The sequence below is a fragment of the Micromonospora sp. NPDC048999 genome (assembly GCF_040649295.1).
In the GTDB taxonomy this organism is placed as follows: Bacteria; Actinomycetota; Actinomycetes; order Mycobacteriales; family Micromonosporaceae; genus Micromonospora.
The window spans coordinates 1-19210 of record NZ_JBEZFI010000052.1; the positions used below are offsets into that span (position 1 = coordinate 1).

Annotated in this window: 16 protein-coding genes and 2 pseudogenes; 8 read left to right on the forward strand and 10 right to left on the reverse strand. The window is 67.7% G+C overall.

Going from position 1 to position 19210, the window contains the following annotated elements; translation table 11 throughout:
- The 8 genes and pseudogenes from AB0C02_RS29945 to AB0C02_RS29980 all read left to right on the forward strand — a co-directional run.
- Window positions 1–582: transposase (locus AB0C02_RS29945; protein ID WP_357552483.1), on the forward strand; the 582-nt coding region annotated here is incomplete at its 5' end.
- A gap of 254 nt (window positions 583–836) precedes the next feature.
- Entirely contained in the window at window positions 837–2753 is a 1917-nt protein-coding gene (locus AB0C02_RS29950) for an AAA domain-containing protein (protein WP_357552484.1), read from the forward strand.
- 9 nt (window positions 2754–2762) lie between these two features.
- Window positions 2763–3581 (forward strand): hypothetical protein, encoded by an 819-nt coding sequence (locus AB0C02_RS29955; protein ID WP_357552485.1) that lies wholly within the window; start codon window positions 2763–2765, stop codon window positions 3579–3581.
- 524 nt (window positions 3582–4105) lie between these two features.
- The gene (locus AB0C02_RS29960) at window positions 4106–5203 is read left to right on the forward strand and encodes an XRE family transcriptional regulator (protein WP_357552486.1); all 1098 of its coding nucleotides are present in this window, start codon (window positions 4106–4108) and stop codon (window positions 5201–5203) included.
- A complete protein-coding gene (locus AB0C02_RS29965; RefSeq protein WP_357552487.1) occupies window positions 5200–5748 on the forward strand; it encodes a hypothetical protein in 549 nt (182 codons plus the stop codon). Before AB0C02_RS29960 ends, AB0C02_RS29965 begins: the two co-directional genes overlap by 4 nt.
- A gap of 461 nt (window positions 5749–6209) precedes the next feature.
- Window positions 6210–6866: a transposase family protein gene (locus tag AB0C02_RS29970; protein ID WP_357552488.1), complete on the forward strand. Its 657-nt coding sequence runs from the start codon at window positions 6210–6212 to the stop codon at window positions 6864–6866.
- The gene (locus AB0C02_RS29975; RefSeq protein WP_357552512.1) at window positions 6817–7053 is read left to right on the forward strand and encodes a transposase family protein; all 237 of its coding nucleotides are present in this window, start codon (window positions 6817–6819) and stop codon (window positions 7051–7053) included. The genes AB0C02_RS29970 and AB0C02_RS29975 overlap by 50 nt, the downstream gene beginning before the upstream one ends.
- A gap of 91 nt (window positions 7054–7144) precedes the next feature.
- Window positions 7145–7453: pseudogene (locus tag AB0C02_RS29980) on the forward strand (integrase core domain-containing protein); the annotation flags it as partial.
- A gap of 172 nt (window positions 7454–7625) precedes the next feature.
- On the opposite strand, the gene AB0C02_RS29985 reads toward AB0C02_RS29980, so the two are convergent.
- The 10 genes and pseudogenes from AB0C02_RS29985 to AB0C02_RS30030 all read right to left on the reverse strand — a co-directional run.
- Window positions 7626–8072, reverse strand: coding sequence for an SRPBCC family protein (locus AB0C02_RS29985; protein ID WP_357552489.1), 447 nt, complete (start codon window positions 8070–8072; stop codon window positions 7626–7628).
- A 2-nt stretch (window positions 8073–8074) separates the two neighbouring features.
- Window positions 8075–9430 (reverse strand): carotenoid oxygenase family protein, encoded by a 1356-nt coding sequence (locus AB0C02_RS29990; RefSeq protein WP_357552490.1) that lies wholly within the window; start codon window positions 9428–9430, stop codon window positions 8075–8077.
- On the reverse strand, window positions 9427–10752 hold the full coding sequence (locus AB0C02_RS29995; RefSeq protein WP_357552491.1) for an MFS transporter: 1326 nt from the start codon (window positions 10750–10752) through the stop codon (window positions 9427–9429). The genes AB0C02_RS29990 and AB0C02_RS29995 overlap by 4 nt, the downstream gene beginning before the upstream one ends.
- 105 nt (window positions 10753–10857) lie before the next feature.
- Window positions 10858–12825 (reverse strand): ATP-binding protein, encoded by a 1968-nt coding sequence (locus AB0C02_RS30000; RefSeq protein ID WP_357552492.1) that lies wholly within the window; start codon window positions 12823–12825, stop codon window positions 10858–10860.
- 58 nt (window positions 12826–12883) lie between these two features.
- Window positions 12884–13288: a hypothetical protein gene (locus AB0C02_RS30005; protein ID WP_357552493.1), complete on the reverse strand. Its 405-nt coding sequence runs from the start codon at window positions 13286–13288 to the stop codon at window positions 12884–12886.
- A gap of 65 nt (window positions 13289–13353) precedes the next feature.
- Complete coding sequence (locus tag AB0C02_RS30010) at window positions 13354–14070, reverse strand: hypothetical protein (protein WP_357552494.1); 717 nt, start codon at window positions 14068–14070, stop codon at window positions 13354–13356.
- A 123-nt stretch (window positions 14071–14193) separates the two neighbouring features.
- Window positions 14194–14481, reverse strand: coding sequence for a hypothetical protein (locus tag AB0C02_RS30015; protein ID WP_357552495.1), 288 nt, complete (start codon window positions 14479–14481; stop codon window positions 14194–14196).
- Between the two features lie 356 nt (window positions 14482–14837).
- Entirely contained in the window at window positions 14838–15707 is an 870-nt protein-coding gene (locus AB0C02_RS30020) for a replication-relaxation family protein (protein ID WP_357552496.1), read from the reverse strand.
- A 213-nt stretch (window positions 15708–15920) separates the two neighbouring features.
- A complete protein-coding gene (locus AB0C02_RS30025; RefSeq protein WP_357552497.1) occupies window positions 15921–18383 on the reverse strand; it encodes a DUF87 domain-containing protein in 2463 nt (820 codons plus the stop codon).
- Window positions 18380–19201, reverse strand: a pseudogene (locus tag AB0C02_RS30030) (conjugal transfer protein TraC); the annotation flags it as partial. The pseudogene AB0C02_RS30030 and the gene AB0C02_RS30025, both read right to left, overlap by 4 nt.
- Between the last annotated feature and the right edge of the window lie 9 nt (window positions 19202–19210).

Below are 19210 nucleotides of genomic sequence, written 5' to 3' on the forward strand. Positions count from 1 at the left end.
TTCTTCCGTGACTTGACCGCCCGCGGCCTGACCGGAGTCCGCCTGGTCACCTCCGACGCCCACCGTGGCCTGGTCGACGCGATCGGCGCCACCCTACCCGGCGCCAGCTGGCAACGCTGCCGCACCCACTACGCCGCGAACCTGATGACCGCCACCCCCAAAGCGTCCTGGCCCTGGGTCAAGACACTGCTGCACAGCGTCTACGACCAGCCCGACACCAACTCCGTGAACGCTCAGTACGACCGGCTCATCGACACCATCCAGCAGAAGCTGCCCGCCGTCGCCGCGCACCTGGAGACCGCCCGCGCCGACGTGCTCGCCTTCACTGCCTTCCCGAAGGAGCTCTGGCGCCAAATCTGGTCCAACAACCCGCAGGAACGCCTCAACCGCGAGATCCGCCGCCGCACCGACGTCGTCGGGATCTTCCCCGACCGGGACGCCCTGATCCGTCTCGTCGGCGCCGTCCTAGCCGAACAACACGACGAATGGACCGAAGGCCGGCGCTACCTCGGCCTCGACATCCTCGCCAAAGCCCGCGCCACCCCGCCAACCCACGACAGCCCAGCAGCACTCACCGCCTGAACCGCAACGAAGAATCACGCCTCAACCGCGAAACACCACTCCCGGGGACTTGACCTCGAGTGGCGCATCTCCACGACATCTCACACAACGCCTCAGCCCTGCGGACGCTCGCCGCAGCCCGGGACACTGTCGAGCGCCTCCTGCGCAGCCACGGGATCCGCTTCGCAGTCCGCAGCCCGGAACACTGGGACCTCCTCGTCCGCGTCGGTCAAAACCGAACGACTATCACCGGGGCGCGGCAGGCATCTGGGGCCATGACTGAGCTCACCAACACCGTGCAGACATGGTGCCGGAACCCAGACGTCGCCCCCGAAGTCGCCGATCTCAGCGTCGCCCTTGGCTGCGGCGACATCGACCGTTACGCCGCAGCCTGCCGGCAACTTGATCTGGCAAGGAACGACAAGGACTCACAACAGCGCTGCGAACAGCTGCTCGAGAGGCTTTCCGCCGCCCACCCGGCACTCGCCAACCAGGTCAGCGAGAACCTCGACGATCCAACCTGGGAACGCCGCCTCAACGACATCGAAGCGTCGTGGGCCTGGGGCGCCGCGGCGGCCTACCACCAGATGGTCCGGCCGACAGATACCGAGCAGATCCACGAGCAGCGAATCGACGATGTCGAACTGGAACTCAACCGCGTCACCGCAGAGCTAGCCGGCAAACAGGCTCTGCAGCACTGCCTGGAACGTATGACGGAAGAGCAGCGTCAAGCCCTCCAGTCCTACAAGACCAACATGGGCGCCTACGGCCGCGGGCAGGGCAAGAACAAGGACCGGTACCTCACCGCAGCGTTCGAGGCGATGAAGAACGCCCAGCAGGCCGTCCCCGCCTGGGTCATGCCCCTGTCAGCCGTGACCGACACCATCCCGCCACAACCCAACGCCTTTGACGTCGTCATCGTCGATGAAGCCAGCCAAGCCAGCATCGACAACCTCTTCCTCCTGTGGCTGGCACCACGAGTCATCGTCGTCGGCGACGAAAAGCAGTGCGCACCCGGCGCCAACTACCGAAACAACGATTCCGAGGCCGTCCAAGAGAGCCTGGACCGGCACCTAGCCGACATGCCACTGAACCTCCGCAACGGCTTCCTCCCCAGCTCCAACCTCTACGAACTCCTCGCCTCCCGCTTCTCCGATGTCGTTCGGCTCTCCGAACACTTCCGATGCATGCCCGAGATCATCGGATGGTCCTCTGCGCAGTTCTACGACAGCAGGCTCATCCCTCTCCGCCAGTTTGGGGCCGATCGCCTCGACCCCCTCAGAGTCGTGCACGTCGACGACGCCGCGGAGGAGGGGCAAAGGGCAACCCTGCGCAATCAGGTCGAAGCCAATGCCATCATCGATCACGTTCAGAAGATCATCGACGACCCGATGTGCCGCAACAAGACCATCGGCATCATCGCGCTGCAGAGCGGCAAGCAGACACAGGTCCTTGAAAAGCTGCTCTACGAGCGCGTCGACCCGGCCGAAATACGCCACCGACAAATTCGAGTCGGCCAACCGCCCGACTTCCAAGGCGACGAACGCGACATCATCCTGCTGTCCATGGTCGTAACGAAGGCCAGGAAAGCCCTCACCGGCCGCACCGAGCAGCGTCGGTACAACGTCGCCGCCAGTCGCGCCCGTGACCAACTCTGGCTGTTCACCTCGGTGCCCCTGGCCAGCCTGAACCCCACCGACCTCCGCCACTCCCTGCTGACCTACATGCTCCACCCTCCAGCGACCCTCACGGTTGATCCCGAGCTCGACGACGTCACCCCCGGCACCCGCACCGAACCCTTCGCCTGCCTGCTACAGCAACGCGTCTTCCTGGAGCTGCGCCGCCGCGGCTACGCCGTAGTCCCGCACTACCCCGTCGACCACCGAGCCATCGATCTTGTTGTCGTCGGCGACAACGGCCGGCTTGCCGTCGAGTGCGACACAGCGTCGCGGAACCGACAACCTGAACAGGTCCAGCAGGAACTGCACCGCGAGCGGGAACTACGCCGAGCTGGCTGGCAGTTCATCCGCATCAGAGACAGCGAATACCTGCATGACCCCGCTGCCGCCCTCGAACCACTCTGGCAGCAACTACAGCAACGAGGCATCGAACCCCGTTCACTTCCCGCAGCACCACGCCAGCAGCCACATTGGAGACCCACACCGCTGTCCGACGACGAAGACGACCTCTAGGAGACCCACGTGCTCGAAGGTATCGACGACAACATCCTCGACGAGATCGCCCGAATCGCCTGCGGCGGCGACGACTACCCCGTGTACCGTCGTGCGGCCGAGCTGCCCAAGCTTCTCCAACAAGCCGGCTGGGAGAACGTCGCGCCATACAACGGCGAACAGCGCCGAAGCTGGCTCACCAGCCAACTCCGTCAACGTCGAAACGCACCCGGGGCCATCGACGCGCTCGTCTGCCGCCTTGCCGACCGACGTGAGTACGTCCATCGCAACGAGCCTCTCGCCGCCGCCGAGGTCACCAAGCTACTCAACAGCGTCCTCGCCATCGAAGGCTTCGAGATCGCACACAGCCAGGGGCGACCCGTCATCCGCCCCTACAAGCAACCAGAGGACCAAGAGCAACAGTCACCAGACGTCATGCTCCACGTGGCCATGGCCGACATCGTCCGCGACACCGACCTCGCCATCGTCCTTGAAAGCCGACTCAACGAGGCACGCATCTGCGACCGCAACGGTGCCTACGCCAGCGCGATCATCATGCTCGGCAGCCTTCTGGAAGGCGTTCTTCTCGACGCCGTCAAGGCCCGCATGCCCAACTCGCACAAACCCCTCGACAAGTGGACCCTGCACGAGCTGATCGAGACCGCTCACCGAGAAAAGTGGATACAAGCCGACGTCCGCGGCTTCGCTGGAAAACTCCGCGAATATCGCAACCTCGTGCACCCCAACGCCCAAGTAAAAATCGGCCACGCCCCAGACCGCGATACCGTCAGCATGTGTTGGCCCGTGATCAACGCGGCCCTCAATGACTTGGCGGCCACCGCAACGTGACAGCGAGGGTGGCCTCCCGCACTCATTTGAGCCGAGGGCCCGGGCGACCTTCTCACTGACGGCAGACTGCTAAAATCACGGCATGACCACCCATGCTAAGCATGGGTGCCGCAAATTCGTGTGCGAATCTCGGACACGTTATTTCCACACGGAGCGTGATAGTTCTTCGTGTTTTGCGTGATCCACGTCCCGTTGGGCGGGGATTTTTGCTGTGGTGGCGAGGAAGCTCTCCGCAGGTGTGCGGCAGTCGATGCGTTCGCGCTCACGTGGGCGCTGGGAACGAGGACGTGTAGGTCGAGCGCCTGTTGGCCCCGTACCCGTGCAGCCGGACGACGAGCTTCGCCGGCTCGGCTCGCGGCTTTGGGTGTTGGTCGCCCAAGCCGCGTTCGACGCAGACGGCCCAGCGGGGTCATCCGGCGTCAGCAGGGCAAGGGTGTCTTCGTCACCGACCCAGACTTGGATGCGCGAACCCTGATCTTCCGTGTGTTGTCCCATTCCGGCGCTGAGTGTGCGATTATCGCACCATGGCAGATGGCTGGGACTGGCCCCTCGTCGGTGAGCAGGTACGGCAAGCCCGCCTGTCGTTGGGGATCTCGCAGCAGGATCTCGCGGCGATGGTGGGGTTAGACCGAACCATGCTGGCCAAGGTTGAGGCTGGCAGCCGCCGTTTGGACGGCTTGGAGCTGGCTCGGCTTTCCAGGGCACTGAAGGTGTCGATGGAGTACTTGATTCAGCCGCCGCCAGCGGTGTTGTCCCGACGGGCGGCGCCGCTGACCGAGGAAACGGACACTGAGGCAGCACGGTCGTCGGAACGCCTCGAAATCGCCATGGTTGAGTGGCTGCGCAATGTCCAGCAGTTGCTGGACATTGGCGTGTTGCGTACCCGTCCTTTGCTTCGCTACCCGCACCCGGTGGCATCCGAGGACGATGCGCGTCAGACAGCCCGGTGGTTGCGACAGCGGTTCGGGCTCGGTGATGAACCGATCGGCAGCATCATGGACGTCTGTGAGCGCGCAGGTCAGTGGGTTCTGGTCACCGACCTGCCAGGCGACGGCGCATCGCTCATCGAGGGCGACATCGCCGTTGCTGTCGTGAGCACTACGGGCGATCCTGGCCGCCGTCGGGCTACCGCTGCACATGAGTTGGGGCATCTCATCATTGGTGATGAGTATTCCGCCGACCTCGGCGTGAGTGCCTCGCGTGCAGAACGGGAGGCGGTGATTGATGCCTTCGCCGCGGAACTGCTGCTGCCCGTGCAAGCGATTGCCGCAGCCGGAGCCCGCGGGACGGTGAGCCGGGATCAGATCGTGAGCTATGCGGCTCGATACCGTACCTCTTGGTTGCTGGCGTTGCGGCAGGCTGAGCAGGCAGGGACCATCGACGCAGAGACGCGTAGGGCCTGGAGCCAGGTTCGGCCGACCCACGTGGAGTTCATGGAGGCGTTGGGCTGGGCACCGCAGCCCGACCTTGCGTTGGTGCGGGTATCGCCCGCCTACGCAAAGGCCGTGATGGAAGCGTTGCGGAACAGGCGAATCACCCGGGCCAGGGCTCTGGAGTTGATGCATGGCCACATCGCCGAGGCGGATCTACCGCAGGAGGACGACCTGGAGATCGCGCCGTGAACCAGTTGGCGCAAGCCACCTCCGTCCTTGTGCTCGACACGATGGTTCTCAGCCACTTCACTCTCGCTGACCGGCTAGACGTCTTGCATGATCTGCTGCTCGATGCCGATTGTTGGACGACTCAGGTGGTTCGGGAGGAGTTGCGGGCGGGATCTGAGGATCATCGTGAACTGGCCGTCGCCTGCGAGGCGGACTGGCTGGCCACTGCCCAGCTGGACACGCTCGATGAGGTGCGGTGCTTTACCAAATGGGCCGCGCGGCTCGGCTCGGGTGAGCGCGACCTCGGGGAAGCGTCCGTTCTCGCGGCCGCCGAACTGCGGGGAGGCGTGGCGATCACGGACGACAGGAACGCGACGCAGGTCGCCCGTGCCCACGATGCCCGCGTCCATGGCACCATCTGGCTTCTCGCGGGGGCCTGCCGGGACGGCAAGCAAACCCTGGCGGCTGCGGGGAACCTCATTGAGGCACTGAGAGCAACCGGTGCTCGTCTGCCCTGCTCCGGAGCGGAATTCCCGGACTTCGCCCGTAAGCACAACCTCCTGTAGTCGCTACTGACAACTTCTTGGCTTAACGAAGGCAGTGTCTCGTACGCGGCGGCTAGAGGCTTCGCGTGGTCGACCGGAAGCTGCTCTTGTCCGACCTGCAGAAGTAGTCCCGACGAGTACAAGACCGCCTGGCACACCCGCCAGAACGACCTGGCTGAGCCAGCTATCGCCACCCCCTGCACCAAGCGGCGGCAGGTAACCGCCGCTCCACCAACCCGGGGGAAGCTTGCCTGGCAGCCATTCAATGCTTCGTCATGAAATGAGTAATCCGGAGTCCTGGCCACTCCGACCGTCGGCTAATTCTCCACAGTGCCCGCTGACTGAGGTGATCTCAGCAAGGCTCGGCGGCCGGGTGGGGATGACACGGGCGTAACGTCCATACCGGATGGTGTTGGATATGGACGTGGAGCCATCGATAGACAGGTTCTTGCGACAGAATCCAGTCTTCGAGAGGGCTCCACGTGATCGCCTATTCTGCCAGGCTCGACGTGCCCAGGGAACTCGTACAGCACGTGGCGCGGCTGCTTCGCGCTGAGCGCCGGGCGGTGGGCACCCGAGCGGGAACCCGTGCGCTGACGTGCTTCTACCAGGCGATCCTGGTGTTGGTGTGGTTCCGCAAGGGTGAGGACAAGACCACCCTCGGGGCGGGGTTCGGGGTCTCGCGGGCTACGGCCTACCGGTACGTTGCCGAGGCCGTGCGGGTCCTGGCGGCGCAGACACCCACCCTGCACGACGCGCTGCGCCGGGTCGCCGCCGACGGCTGGTCGCACGTGATCCTCGACGGGAAGCTGTTCGACACCGACCGCCTCGCCGAGACCACCGTAAGCGTGAAAGGCGACACGATCGACGCCTGGTACTCCGGGAAACACCGCGACTTCGGGGCGAACATTCAGGCGGTGATGCGCCCCGACGGGCTCCCGATCTGGACCTCGGATGCGATGCCCGGGCATCTGCATGACCCTGACCTGCGCCCAACGGTTGGACGTCACCGGCGCCCTGTACTGGGCGGCCTCCCAACTGCGGCTGCCGACCCTGGCCGACTCCGGCTACGAAGGCGCTGGCCAGGGCATCCACGCTCCGTACAAGCAGCCCGCCGACGGCCGCCGGCTCGCGGTTGACAACCGGACCTACAACGCCGTCCTTCGATCAATGCGGTGCCTCGGAGAACGCGGCTTCGCGATCCTCGTCGGCCGCTGGCGGACCCTACGTCACAGCACAGCCAGCCCACGCCAGGTCGGCGACATCGTCCGCGCCGCTCTCCACCTCACCCATTTCGAATACCGATACCTACCGGATTCTTGTTGAGATCACGTCACTGCTATAGGATTACGGCATGAGCACCCATGCTGAGCATGGGTGCTGCAAATTTGTGGTCGAATCCCCCCTTGAACCCGGGCAGTACACGTCGTTCCGATTCACCACCCATCTGATCGCTGCCGGCATCGACGCCTCGATCGGCAGCGTCGGCGACGCCCTCGACAACGCGCTGATGGAGTCCACCATCGGCCTGTACAAGACCGAACTGATCAAACCCCGCCGCCCCTGGCGCAGCCTCGCCCAGGTCGAACTGGCCACCGCCGAATGGGTCGACTGGTACAACAACCAGCGCCTGCACTCAGCGACCGGGCACGTCCCACCGACCGAATACGAATCGATGTTCTACGCTCAACACCAGCCCCGCGAGGTGGTTGGAGCCAACAGCTGAGGTCTCCACAGAACCCGGAGCGGTTCAATGGGGCTTCGGAGATGACTGTCTGTGCGTGATGACTGCGGATCACCGCGTGTTTGCAGGCGAGCCGGCAGCAGTCAGGCTGTCCGGTGGGCGGGGCTGCCAGGGGCCACGTTGCTCAGGGATGGTGGACATGGGGAACTCCTGCTCAGGTGTTGGGGGTTTCGGCGGCTTTGCGCAGGTGGTCAAGCCAGGACGCGAGCGAAGCGTCGAGGGCGTTGCGCAGGTTGTCGGGGTCGGCGTGGACCGGTTCGCCGTCCCAGGACTCGGCGGTGTGCACGATGGTGCTGTCACCGTCTGCGGTGAACGTCCATTCGTGGATGCCGGTGATGCCGTGTGCGGGGCCGCCCCAAAGGATGCGGTGGGGAGCGTCCACGGCGTAGACGGTGGAGATGATCGACAGACCGGCGGTGCTCCACCGGAACGTGGCTCCTGGCTGGAGGTCGCTGTCGGTGTGTGCGGTGTCGATGTCGCTCTGCCAGTGGGTCCAGCCGTTGACGTCGGTGTGTAGCCGCCATACGCGCTCGATGGGCGCGTGGACGCGGATCTGCTTTCGTACGACGATGGCGGCGTTGTTATCGATAGTGGTGACCATGATCAGCCTTTCAGGTCGGTGTCGGGGATCCAGGACCCGTGGATGCCTGCCGGCACCCGGCGGGGTAGCTCGACCGCGGCGACGGTGGCGAGGTCGGAGGCGTCGAGAATGAGCAGCTCGGAGGAGTTGGACCCGAGGTCGCTGACGATGGACAGCAGGTAGCCGTCCTCGTCGCTGGTGCCGCCCTCGGCGGGCACGAAGTACGCCTCGCCGGGCAGCCGGTCACGGCCCAGATCGGCCACCTTGCGGGCGCCGGTCTGGTGGTCGTACTTGACCACCGCCCAGTCGCTGCGGCCGCTGCCGGGGAACGCCAGGGCGTAAGAGTGCCGGTTGGGCAGTCCGACCAGGCGGTTGTCGATGGTGGGGAACTCGGTGAACAGGTCGTCGGAGACCTGCTCGGTGGCCTTGCCGGTGGCCGGATCGAGGATCCACCGGTACGCGGTCATCCCGGTCCCCGGCGTCGTGGCGTAGCCGGGCGCGCCGACCCACCACTTCCACGTCGACTCCCACGACGTGCGGTCGTAGCGCGGCCCGTCCAGCACGATCCGCCCGGCCAGGTCGACGTAGGCGTTGGTGCTGTGCAGCAGCGCGCTGGGCTCGACATCGAACCACTGCACGACGGCGGGCCCGGTACGGGGCATGACACCGATGTGCGAGGGGTAGTCGTCGTTCCACCGATACGGGATGCCGGACTGCTCCGCCGGGTTGAACGTCACGGGCAGGTCCAAGAAGATCACGTGCTCGGTGGTGATGGCGAAGTCGTGCATGAGCGAAGGCCCGGCGCTGTCGATGACCTCGACCCGGGTGATGTGCCCGTCCGGCGACGCGGTGTAGTAGATCAGGTGTGGCGGGAACGGCGAGTAGCACAGGAAGTGCAGCTCACCGGTGATCGGGTCCTCTTTCGTATGGGCAGTCATCGGTGTCTTGAGCCCGCCGTGGAAGTCGAACACGCCAACGGTGTCCAGCTCGGGGGTAACCTCCCAGGGCAGGTTCACCTCCTGCAGGGCGAGCAGCCGGCCGCCGAACTCGACCAGGTGCGTGGCGGCCGCGCTGGCAGCAAGGTCCATCGAGCCGTCCGGGCGGAACAGCGGGGCGTCGTCGTCGAGGGCGGTGGTGTGGACCCACCGGTTGCGGTACCACTCGGCGCGGCCGCCACACAGCCGTACGCCGTGCAGCATGCCGCTGCCACGGAACCAGTGCGTCGGGACGACGCCGGGCTTCGGGTTGTGGCCGTTGCGGATGTAGCGGCCCTCCAGCTCGGGCGGGATCGTCCCGCGAACGGTCAGGCCCGTCGCGGAGGTCTCGTCGGTGACGGGCGTGTAGTGCCCGCTGAGATACGGCTTGGCGATCTCGGTCATACGTTTTCCTTTCCAACTCGCCTGGATGCGGTGCGAAGGACGAAGGCCAGTGCGGCGCCGGCGCCGGCGATGGCGGCTGCCCCGGCGAACGCTGCGCCGTAGCCGCCGGTCGTGCTGGCCAGCGGGATGAGCGCGGCCAGGCCGAGCGCCCCGCCGACCTGCCGGGTGGTGTTGACAAGGCCGCCAGCCAGCCCGGCGTCGGCTGCGGCGACGCCGTCGGCGGACATCTCGGTGAGCAGTACGAACGCCATCCCCATGCCAGTACCGACGAGCAGTGACGGTGCGGCCAGGACCGTCAGGAAGGAACCGGCTGCCGGGGTCCTGGCAAGCCAGAGCAATCCGACCCCCAGCGCGGCCAACGCGCTGGTCACAGGGGTGGTGGCGCCGTACCGCCTCGCCAGCCGGGGAGCGAGCGCGGAACCGCCGATGATCGCCAGGGCGAGCGGCAGTTGCGTGAGCCCCGCTCTGACCGGGGAGTAGCCCAGGGTCTTCTGCTGGTAGAGCGGCAGGAAAAAGAAGACACTCAGCCAGGCCGCGCCGAGAAGTGCCATCAGGAGGTTCGCTGTGGCGACCGTGCGGATCCGCAGCATGCCGGGCCGCAGTAGGGGATGCGTGATCCGTGTCTGGGCCAAGGCGAAGATGAGCAGCAGCAACGCGCCGCTGAGCAGCCACAGCCAGCCGCCCTGCGTCAGGCCGACCGTCACCAGTACCAGACCGCTGGTGACCGTTGCCGCGCCGGTGACGTCGATGCATCCGCCCCCAGGGCGGTCGGCGGGCACCAGCAGCCAGGACGCAACAAGTATCGCCGCGGAGACGACAGCGACGGCCGCGAACACCGACCGCCAGCCCAGCAGGTCCGTCAGTACCCCGCTCAGCAGGACCCCTGCCGCGCCGCCCAGCCCGGAGACCGCGCCCCAGACGGAAATCGCACGGGCCCGGCCACCGCCGGCAGGGAAGAGCGTGAGCACGATCCCGAGGGCTGTGGGGGCCAGCAGCGCCGCCCCGAAACCCTGGACGCCGCGTGCAGCGATCAGCGTCCACGACGACGCCGCCGCACCGGCGGCCACCGAACCCGCGGTGAACACCGTGGTCCCGGCGAGGAAGATCCGGCGCCGACCCAGGACGTCACCGAGCCGGCCGCCGAACAGCAGCAAGGCCCCGAAGGTCAGCACGTAGGCGTTGACCACCCAGGACAGGCCGGCCGGCGACAACCCGAGGCCCTGACCGATGGCGGGCAGCGCCACGTTGACGATGGAGGTGGTCAACACCACCAGGAACTGGGCAGTGGCGACAACGGCCAGCGGTCGCCATGGACCCTGCATGAGCCCTCCCGGTCTGCTCCGGAGCAAGGCCCTCCGGTGAACCGCGCCGGAGATCACCGGCGCGATCCACACCTTGGTCGCGATCGTTGCTCAGTTACCAGCCCATCAGATGCTCACCTTGTGCTCAGTGGTCTCCCTGCGCCAGAGCAGCTCGCAGACCCGCTGCTGGCCCCGGTCCAGATGACGGCGATACGTGCTGAAAGGCAGGCCCAGCCGCTCGGCCGCCGCCGCCTGGTTCGGCACCCGGTGGAAGAACGTGGTCGCCAGCACCGCGTGCAGCTTCACGTCGCGCGGATCGTCACGCAGCGCGTCGACCGCCTCCATGATCAGCGCGGGCAGTACCTCGTTCGGATCACCAGCGACCATCCGGGCATGGCGCAGCGGGTTGGCCGCCAGCTCGTCGGGGCGGTGCCAGTCACGCAACGCCTCCCGCACCGCCTGATCAAACGCCGTGCGCGTCAAGGTCTGGACCGCTCGGGTGGGCACGTCCTCCGACAGGCTCCCTGGCTGGGTCCGGTCAAACCAGATCGACTGCGGCGTGGTCCGCCAGTCGCACGAAAACAGGCAGAACGGCGGCACCTCCACAGTACGGTAGTGCCCGAGATGCTCCATCAGCGGCGCCCACACCTCCGGGTACGGGCTGATGATGAAGGACCAGGCCACCCCCGGCCGGCGGATCCAGTCGGCGCAGATCCGCAACTGCATCAGGTGCAGCACCTGAGAGATCTCGTAATACGCCGGCGGGTACAGACAGTACCGAGTCAGCCGCACATGCTCTCCAGGGCGCAGCGGCGCCACCTTCTCGACATAAGCCCAGGCCGCCTCGGCAACCGGGTCACCTGAAGGCGGCTCGGTGAGCGCCAGCGAGAGCATGAACCCCTCCGCGCGGCCGGTGTGCGAGTCGCGGTAGACCCAGAACCCCTCCGGCTGTCGCCCAAGCCATCGCTGGACGATCGCCGCCGACTCAGGCCCCTCCGTGGCCTCGGTGAACACCGTGATCACCGCCTCGTCGCCGGGGCGCAGCACATCCTCGTGGAAGTCGCCCTCACGGCGCATCTGGAAGTAGGAGCCCATCGGCCCGTACCGCTTGAGGTAGCTGAGCTCCCGGATCGCCACCATCGCATCCGCGTCCGGGGCTGTCCGCGCTTGGTCAAGCAGGTGGTGACCCACCTTGCGGTGCATCTCCGCGTATCCCTGCGGGTCCCGCCAGCGCAGGTCGGCGTCGATGGTGTCGCTGACCAGATCGTGCAGATAAAGGCCCCGCCGTCCCCAGTCGGCCACCGGCAACCGGCGTAGCCAGTCGAACATCTCACCCGCCTGCTGCGGCCCGACCACCGCCCGCAGCAGTCCCTCCGTGGTGGTCATCGCGTGCCCGGCGACTTCCAGGGCGAGCCGGTGCACAGGTCCGGGCACGTCGCCGACCAACTGGGTGAGCAGCGCGGCCAGCACGTCCGGCGTAGGCTCCCACACGTCGCCCCCAACCGCGGCCGCGACCGACGCGCCCAGGTTGAGCGCAAGCGGATGGCCACCGGCGAAATCGAGAATGCGATCACGCGCAGCGGCAGGCAAACCGCGCGACTCCAGCAGGTCACGGGCTTCGGAGGGACTGAGATTGCCCAGCGGGCACACGGTCATCGCGTCCTGCCACGCCAGATCGCTGCGCCACACTGGGCTGGGAGGCTCGCGACCGGCGATGATCACGAGCGTCTCCTCGGGCAGCGAAGGCACGAACACCTCGCGCAGCCAGCCCTCCAGACCCTGGCAGTGCTCGAACGCGTCGATGATCAGCACGACACCGGCGACGACCGGGCCTCCGACTGCAGCCGTGAACCCGGCGGGTGAGGGGTCGATGAGTCGACCGTTGACCTCGATCACGCGCCGTCCGGCGTCGCGCGCCTCATCGGCGAACCGACGCAGCAACGTCGACTTGCCCACCCCGCCGGGACCATGCACGTACAACAGAACGGGGGAGTCAGAGCCGCCTGCCAGCGCCACCCGAAACTCCGCCAGCTCCGCTGATCTACCGACAAAGGCCCGCTCGCGCGCCCAGCGCAGGCGTTCTGCCAGGTTCATGCACCTCAGCCTACGAACCAATTGTCACGGGAACCTACTGTGATTCCGTGCTGGCCTACTACGGCAGCCGCCATTGGTGGTCTGGCCTGGCGGGATGCGGTGGGAATGTGCGAAGTGGACGCAGCCGCCTGTCGATCATGCGTTTGTGAGGACTACAAGATCGAAGGCGGCTGCTGTTGCCAGGGTAGCGGCCAGCCGCGCGGTGCGGGCACGAGCCGTCGTGCCACGGGTACACCAGGGTCGGCCCGTCGGAACCGTCGAGGATTCGCTCGGGTCGGACAATCGCCGGGTGCCGGACCGCGGCGTGCAGCCGGCTGGCGCGGATCAGCGAGACGCGGGCCTGGGGTGTGGTGGCCTTCTTGACAAACCAGCGGCGCCCGTTCGCTTCGACGCCGTAGGACAGGCACCCCGAGCCTTGAGCGTCGAAGACCGTGAACGCGGACGCGAGTGGCAGGTCGAGCACACCAGCGAACCTACTTCTTCACGGTTCGCGGAACCCTCATTTCCCATCCACACGAGCGGGCTGTGTCAGGTCACGACACGGACGCCGGGCCATCGCTCGGCAGGGCGGTGTCGGGCCAGTCGTTGCCGGGAGCGGTCAGGGCTGACCCGGGTCGGGTGGTGCGCAGGCCGGGGCTGGCTATGTGCCGGCGGGATGGCTGCCGGGCTCGGGGCCTTTGAGTCAGCTTGTCGCCTTGGCGGCCTGGTGGATGAGGTCCGCGACGACCTGCGGGTGGCTGAGCATCGCGCAGTGGGACGAGGTCGGCACCTCGACGCGAGGTGGGTGTGCCGGGCGGTGTAGGCAGCGGGCAGGACGGTGCCTGTGCCGGTTGTGATGTTGGTGACGTGGAGCTGTCCATCGCGGGTGATGGCGTTGATGCGCCACTGGTCGCGGTTGGTGACGTAGTCGGGGCCGGCGGCGATGCGCCGGTCGTTGCGGCGGGTGACGATGATGTCGCCCACGCTGGCCTGATTGCCGTCGTGCAGGCGGACGGCGCGGCCGGGTCGCACGCGGCCTGCGGTGATGAGCAGGTTGCGGGCGTGGTGGGCGATGTCGCTGGCCTCTTCGGTGGTGTCGACGACCATCATGCTGTGGCGGCCGGCGGTGATGTCGGCGAGCCACCGGGTCGGTTCCGGCTTCGAGTGCTGCCCCGTAGCGGCCGAGCTTGCTGTTACATGCGGCGATCTTGTCCCGTGCTGCCTGAAGCTTGTACTGGCGAGGTTGCTGTACTGAGAGTCGGCCATGGCCTGCAATGTGCTGTGGAGATTGCCGGGCCTCGTTGAGGCTGAGCTTGGCCGGGTCGGCCTGGTGCTGGGCGAGGTAGTCCTCCCAGGTGCGGGCCTCACGGGCGGTGGCCTTGCTGGCGTTCATGTACTGGTACCAGGCGTGCCAGCGTAGGCGTGCCTCGTTGCTGCCTTGGCGGCGCCACCGTTGAGGTCGAGGCGACCCTTACGGCCACCGGCGGCCTTGGTGATCGCGCCGAACTTTCGGGCGGCGTCGACCAGGTAGTAGTCCAGGAACCGGGTGATCCAGCCGACGAAGCGGCGGTGGCGGACGTGGAAGCGGCGCGACGGGGTGCCGCTGGCGTTGAGAAGATCGTTGACCTTCTCGCTGGCGGAGAACCAGTCGGCGTCCAGGCCGGGGTGGAAGACCACGGTGGACGACCTGGTTGGCGAGCGGGGTGTTGGTGCGCATGGGGGTGCTCCCTTCGCGAAGGGGTGGTGGGGTTGGTTGGTGTGCTGGTGGTGCCAGCGGATCGCGGTGTCTGGGCCTGGATGCCGCCGTGGAAGGCGCGGGGCGGGGACCGGAGCCGACCAGAAGGTGGGCTGTGTGATCCGCGCGGGCACGGGCAGGTCCAGGAAGGACAGGCGGGCGGCGGTGCGGGCAAAAGAGAAGAGAAGAAGCTCACTGCACCGTAACGGCCCGACCTGTCAGCACAACCCCTGTCAGGAAACTCGACCATGCCTCTGACCTGCGCTGACAGGTTTTGCGGCCTGCCGGTCAGGTTCTGTCAGGCCCCGAGGTGCAGGACGCCGTCGACGAAGTTGGGATTGGATGGGTTGTTGCTGCCGTGGAAGCTGGACAGCTGCTCCAGGCGGACCCGCTGCGTGCCGTCGCCGGGCAGCCACACCGCTTGCGCGGGGTCGGCGTCCTGGGTCGCGGTGACTGTGGTGACGCCACCGGGCTCCTGACTGAGCAGCCGGTGCAGGTGCTCTTCGCGGATCGGGCTGGACAGCCAGAACAGCACCGGGTACCGAGGCCCGCCCCCGGCGGCGAACTTGCGGTAGCCGTTGAGCTTGGCAACGACGCGGGTCAGCGGTTCGCTGCCGGTGTCGGCCTCCAGCCAGAACCCGGCCGTCTGCCCGCCTCGGCCCCACAGCCCATGCCCGTCCGGGTTGATGACGGTCTTGGTGCTCTTGAACTGTTGAGCCTGCTGCTCCGACCACCATCGGTCCAGCGATGCTCCGTCGTGCCGGCGGGCGTGCTCGCCGAGGCGGACGAAGAACTCGTTGACCGTAAGCAGGTGCTGCAGGCGCGGGCTGGCCGACAGGCGGGCGATGCGCTGGCTGGAGGCTCGTGGCGTGGGCTCGGGCTCACCGCGTGATGCGGCCTGGAACCGTTGCCCTGCGTGGCCCAGGACCCAGTGGTACGGGTCGGTGCCTCCGCCGGTGCGGGCGAACCGGAACCGGTCGACCAGCTCGAGGTCGAGCAGTTCGGCCAGCCGGTGCCGGGCGGTACGCGGGGCGTGGAAGAACAGGCGGGTGATGTGGTCGGTGGTGAGGACCTGGTGGTGGTCGAGCAGGGTCACGAGCTGACGGTCACGACTGGTGATGTGCGGATAGATGGCCAGCAGGCCGTGAGAGGACCGCGCATGCGGCATGGATGTCACCCCTGTGTGGAGAAGAGGAGTCCCTATTGGGAGTCTGGACGAGTTGATCTTTCTTGCGGCCTGACAGGTCCGGGTGTTTGGCCTGGTCAGCCACCTGACAGGGGACCTGTGGCGAGGTCCGTTGGGGGCTCCGATGGGCAACATCCCCAACGGAGCCCCCCACGCAGGCGCCCGGGGCAGCCCCAACGGTCCGAGCGAGATCGGTCAGTCGGTGCCGCTCATGCGCCGCCGCATCGCCTCGCGGGCCACCCGCTGCATCGGCGGTTCCTCGCCGTCGACGGCGTGCGCGGCGGCGATCTCCTGCCGCAGCGCGGTGGCCTCGCCGACGATCGGCGTCGGCGGGTTGGTGGTGAAGGTGAACGCGGCCATCTCCCGGTTGCCGACCAGAAGCCGCGCCGCGGCGGTGTAGACGTCCAGGTGTCCGAGATCGTGATCGTCGAGTTCCGGCTTGGTGTGCCGGGACATCTCCCGCGCGTCGGTGGGGTCGATGTTGAACACGATCTTGGAGCGGGCGTTGGCCGACATCGCGGCGGCCGTCTCCTTGGGCAGTTGGGCGAGATCCTGATGGGCCAGGACCATGCCGAGGCGATAGCCTCGGGCCTCGGCCAGCATGTCGTCCACGCTGCCCGGCAACGTGAGGAAGTTGTGCGCCTCGTCAATGTATAGACAAGCGTCTTTTCGCTGGTCTTCCGGGATCGCGGCGCGGGCGATGGCGGCCTGCCAGACCCGGGCGACGATCAGCGAGCCCAGGATGCGGCTGGTCTCCTCGCCGAGCTGGCCTTTGGGTAGCCGGCACAGTAAGACACCGCCGTTGAGGATGTCGCCCATCTTGAACGAACTGGTCGAGTTGCCGATCACGCTCTTGACGAAGTCGCGCAACAGGAACTGCCGCAACCGTGCCAGCACGGGCGCGATGACTTGGCCCCGGAAGTTCTCGTTGATCGAGTCGTACCAGGTCCAGAACCCGGCCAGGCCGTCCGGGTCGTCCAGGCCCACCGTGTAGCGGCCCCGGAACGTGCGGTCCGACAGCAGCGGCGGCACCAGGCTCAGCGTCGGCTCGGCATGGCGCATCAGGGTCAGGCACGCCACCCGCAGGGTGTCGTCCATACGCGGACCCCACTGCCGCGCGAAGATCTTCGCGAAGATCCCGACGAGGTTATCGACGGCCAGGTGCGGATCGTTGGTGTCCTCCAAGGGGTTGAACTGGCCGGGGTTGGGCTGGTCGGGGTCGATGAGCACGATCCGTTTGGCCAGCGACGCCGGTACCCGGTCGAGGATGTCGGTGATCAGGTCCCCGCGTGGGTCGATGACCACCGTCCCGCGCCCGGCCTTGATGTCGCCGACGATCATGTTCAGCAGCAACGTGCTCTTGCCGACGCCGGTCTTGCCGATGACGTGCATGTGCTGGCGGGCGTCGACCACGTTCAGGCCCACCGAGTAACCCCCGATCTGCGACCTACCAAGGACCTTCACGCCTCGTCCGCCGGAGGGGATCTGCACCGGCGCCGGCATCGCCTTGGCCCGAGCCCGGTCCAGGCCCGGCACCGCCAAGTCCTGCGGCAGCGCGGCCATGGCCGCTAGCTCCGGCACGGTGGCCAGGAACCCGCGCCGCAGCCGCCTCCCGGCGATCGTGGCCACCGGCTGCGGCATCTTCATCCTGCGCAGCCGGTTCGGTCCGGTGTACGCCGCGGCGGCCGAGGCGATCGTGAGCCCCAGGCCGACGAGGCGCTCGCGGATCTGCCTCGCCCGCTGCTTGTCCGGCACGGTCTTGCCCGCGTCGGCGGCGACCGCGAACCTGATCGCGATCTCGAAGTGCGGCACGGTGACGGCCTTGTCCACGATCGTGCGGGCGTCGGCGGTGGCCACCGGGTCACGCTCACCGGCCCGCACCGGTGTGCGGGCCTGGGTACGCGGCCGTGACGGGCCGGGGGTGAACGCGTCCAGGAGCCATATCAGCGGTTCGGTGAGCAGTAGCGCGAACCCGGAAACAGCACGGGCGGCCACATCGGGCCGCCCGTAAGGGTGTGTGCTGGTCGCCGCCGCCGTGCGTCTGGCGGCGCGAACCCGCCGGGGTGCTGCTGGGCGGGCCAGGATCTGCACGCACGCGTGCTCGCGGTCGCGGACCTCGGCCCCGGCCGACAGCAGCGCCCGCAACGGGTCGACGTCGTGCTCGCTACGCAGCGGTAGCGCGTCGGCCGACTGCGGCCAGTGCGCCCCGCCGACCTGCTCGAACACCGATGCGGTGATCGGCGCGGCGGCGTCGGTCACGGTGAGGGTCGCGGCGGGCCAGGCAGCCCGGATCGCGGCCTCGACCGCGCCGGGCGGAACCGTGCCGGGCACCCACACCCGGATCGTCAGCGTGCGGCCGGTCCAGGTGTACTCCCAGCCGATGTGCGGCATGCCGTAGATCCGCCGCCACACCGAGGGTGTGAGGACGCCCATGATGGTGGTCCAGAAGGCGGCGGCGGACTCCGGCGTCACCACCGGCGGCGCGGCCACCGTCAGCCACCGCGCCCCGGTGGCGTAGCGCTGGTGCCGCCAGGCGAGCACCTTGTCATGGGCGACCACACCGCCGACGATCACGGCGGCGGCCACGAGCGCCAGCCACGGCCGCGCCGTCACCCACGCCCATAGGGCAGCGAGCCGGGTCCAGGTGTCGGGATTCATGACGCCTCCCCGATACCTGTGACGGCGATCTTGTGCTCGGCCGCCGACCCGACGCTGCGGAACGGAATGCGGGAGCGGCCCGCGATGAGCAGCCCCTCTCCGCGTGGTGCCGCCAGCAGCAGCCGGGCCTCACCGGCGGTCAGCGAGAACGCTTCCTTCACCTTGTCGATGGCCTGGGTCGACTGGTGCATGAGCACCTGCGTGGCGGCGTTGGACACCACCGCCAGGCCAAGATCGGTGGATAGGACGTCGGCCGCGTCCTGGGTGACTACGCACAGACCCGCCGACCTCTTGCGCGCGGCCTTCGCCATCCGGAACAAGAACCGCGCGCCCTCGCCGTCGCGCATGAGCAGCCACGCCTCGTCGACCACGACGAGCTGCCGCCGCCGGCGAACGCCGGTGGACGGAGTGCCGATGCCCGACCAGATCGAACCCAGCGCCAGGAGCGTACCGACCGTGCGCAGCTCGTCGGGCAGGTGCCGCAGCGACCAGACCACGAGGTGCCCCTCGGGCGCGGTAGTGGTCGGCCCGTCGAACAGGCTGGAGAAGTTCCCGACTGTCCATGGGGCGAGCCGGGCGGCCAGCTGCCCGGCCGCCGGGTCGTCGTCGGCCGTCAGGGTTTCGGCCAGGTCCCGTAGCAGCGGCGCCGGACGCGACCAGGTGGCCGGGTCGCCGTTGATCCCGGCCGCAGCATAGGTGGCCGTAATCGCCTGGTCGAGGGCTGCGCGTTCGGTCGGCGGCGGCGGTGCGCCGGGCATGACCGCGATCAGCGTGTGCAGGTACAGCCCGCGCCGGGTCAGGGTGTCTGCCCGCTTGTCGGCATTGTA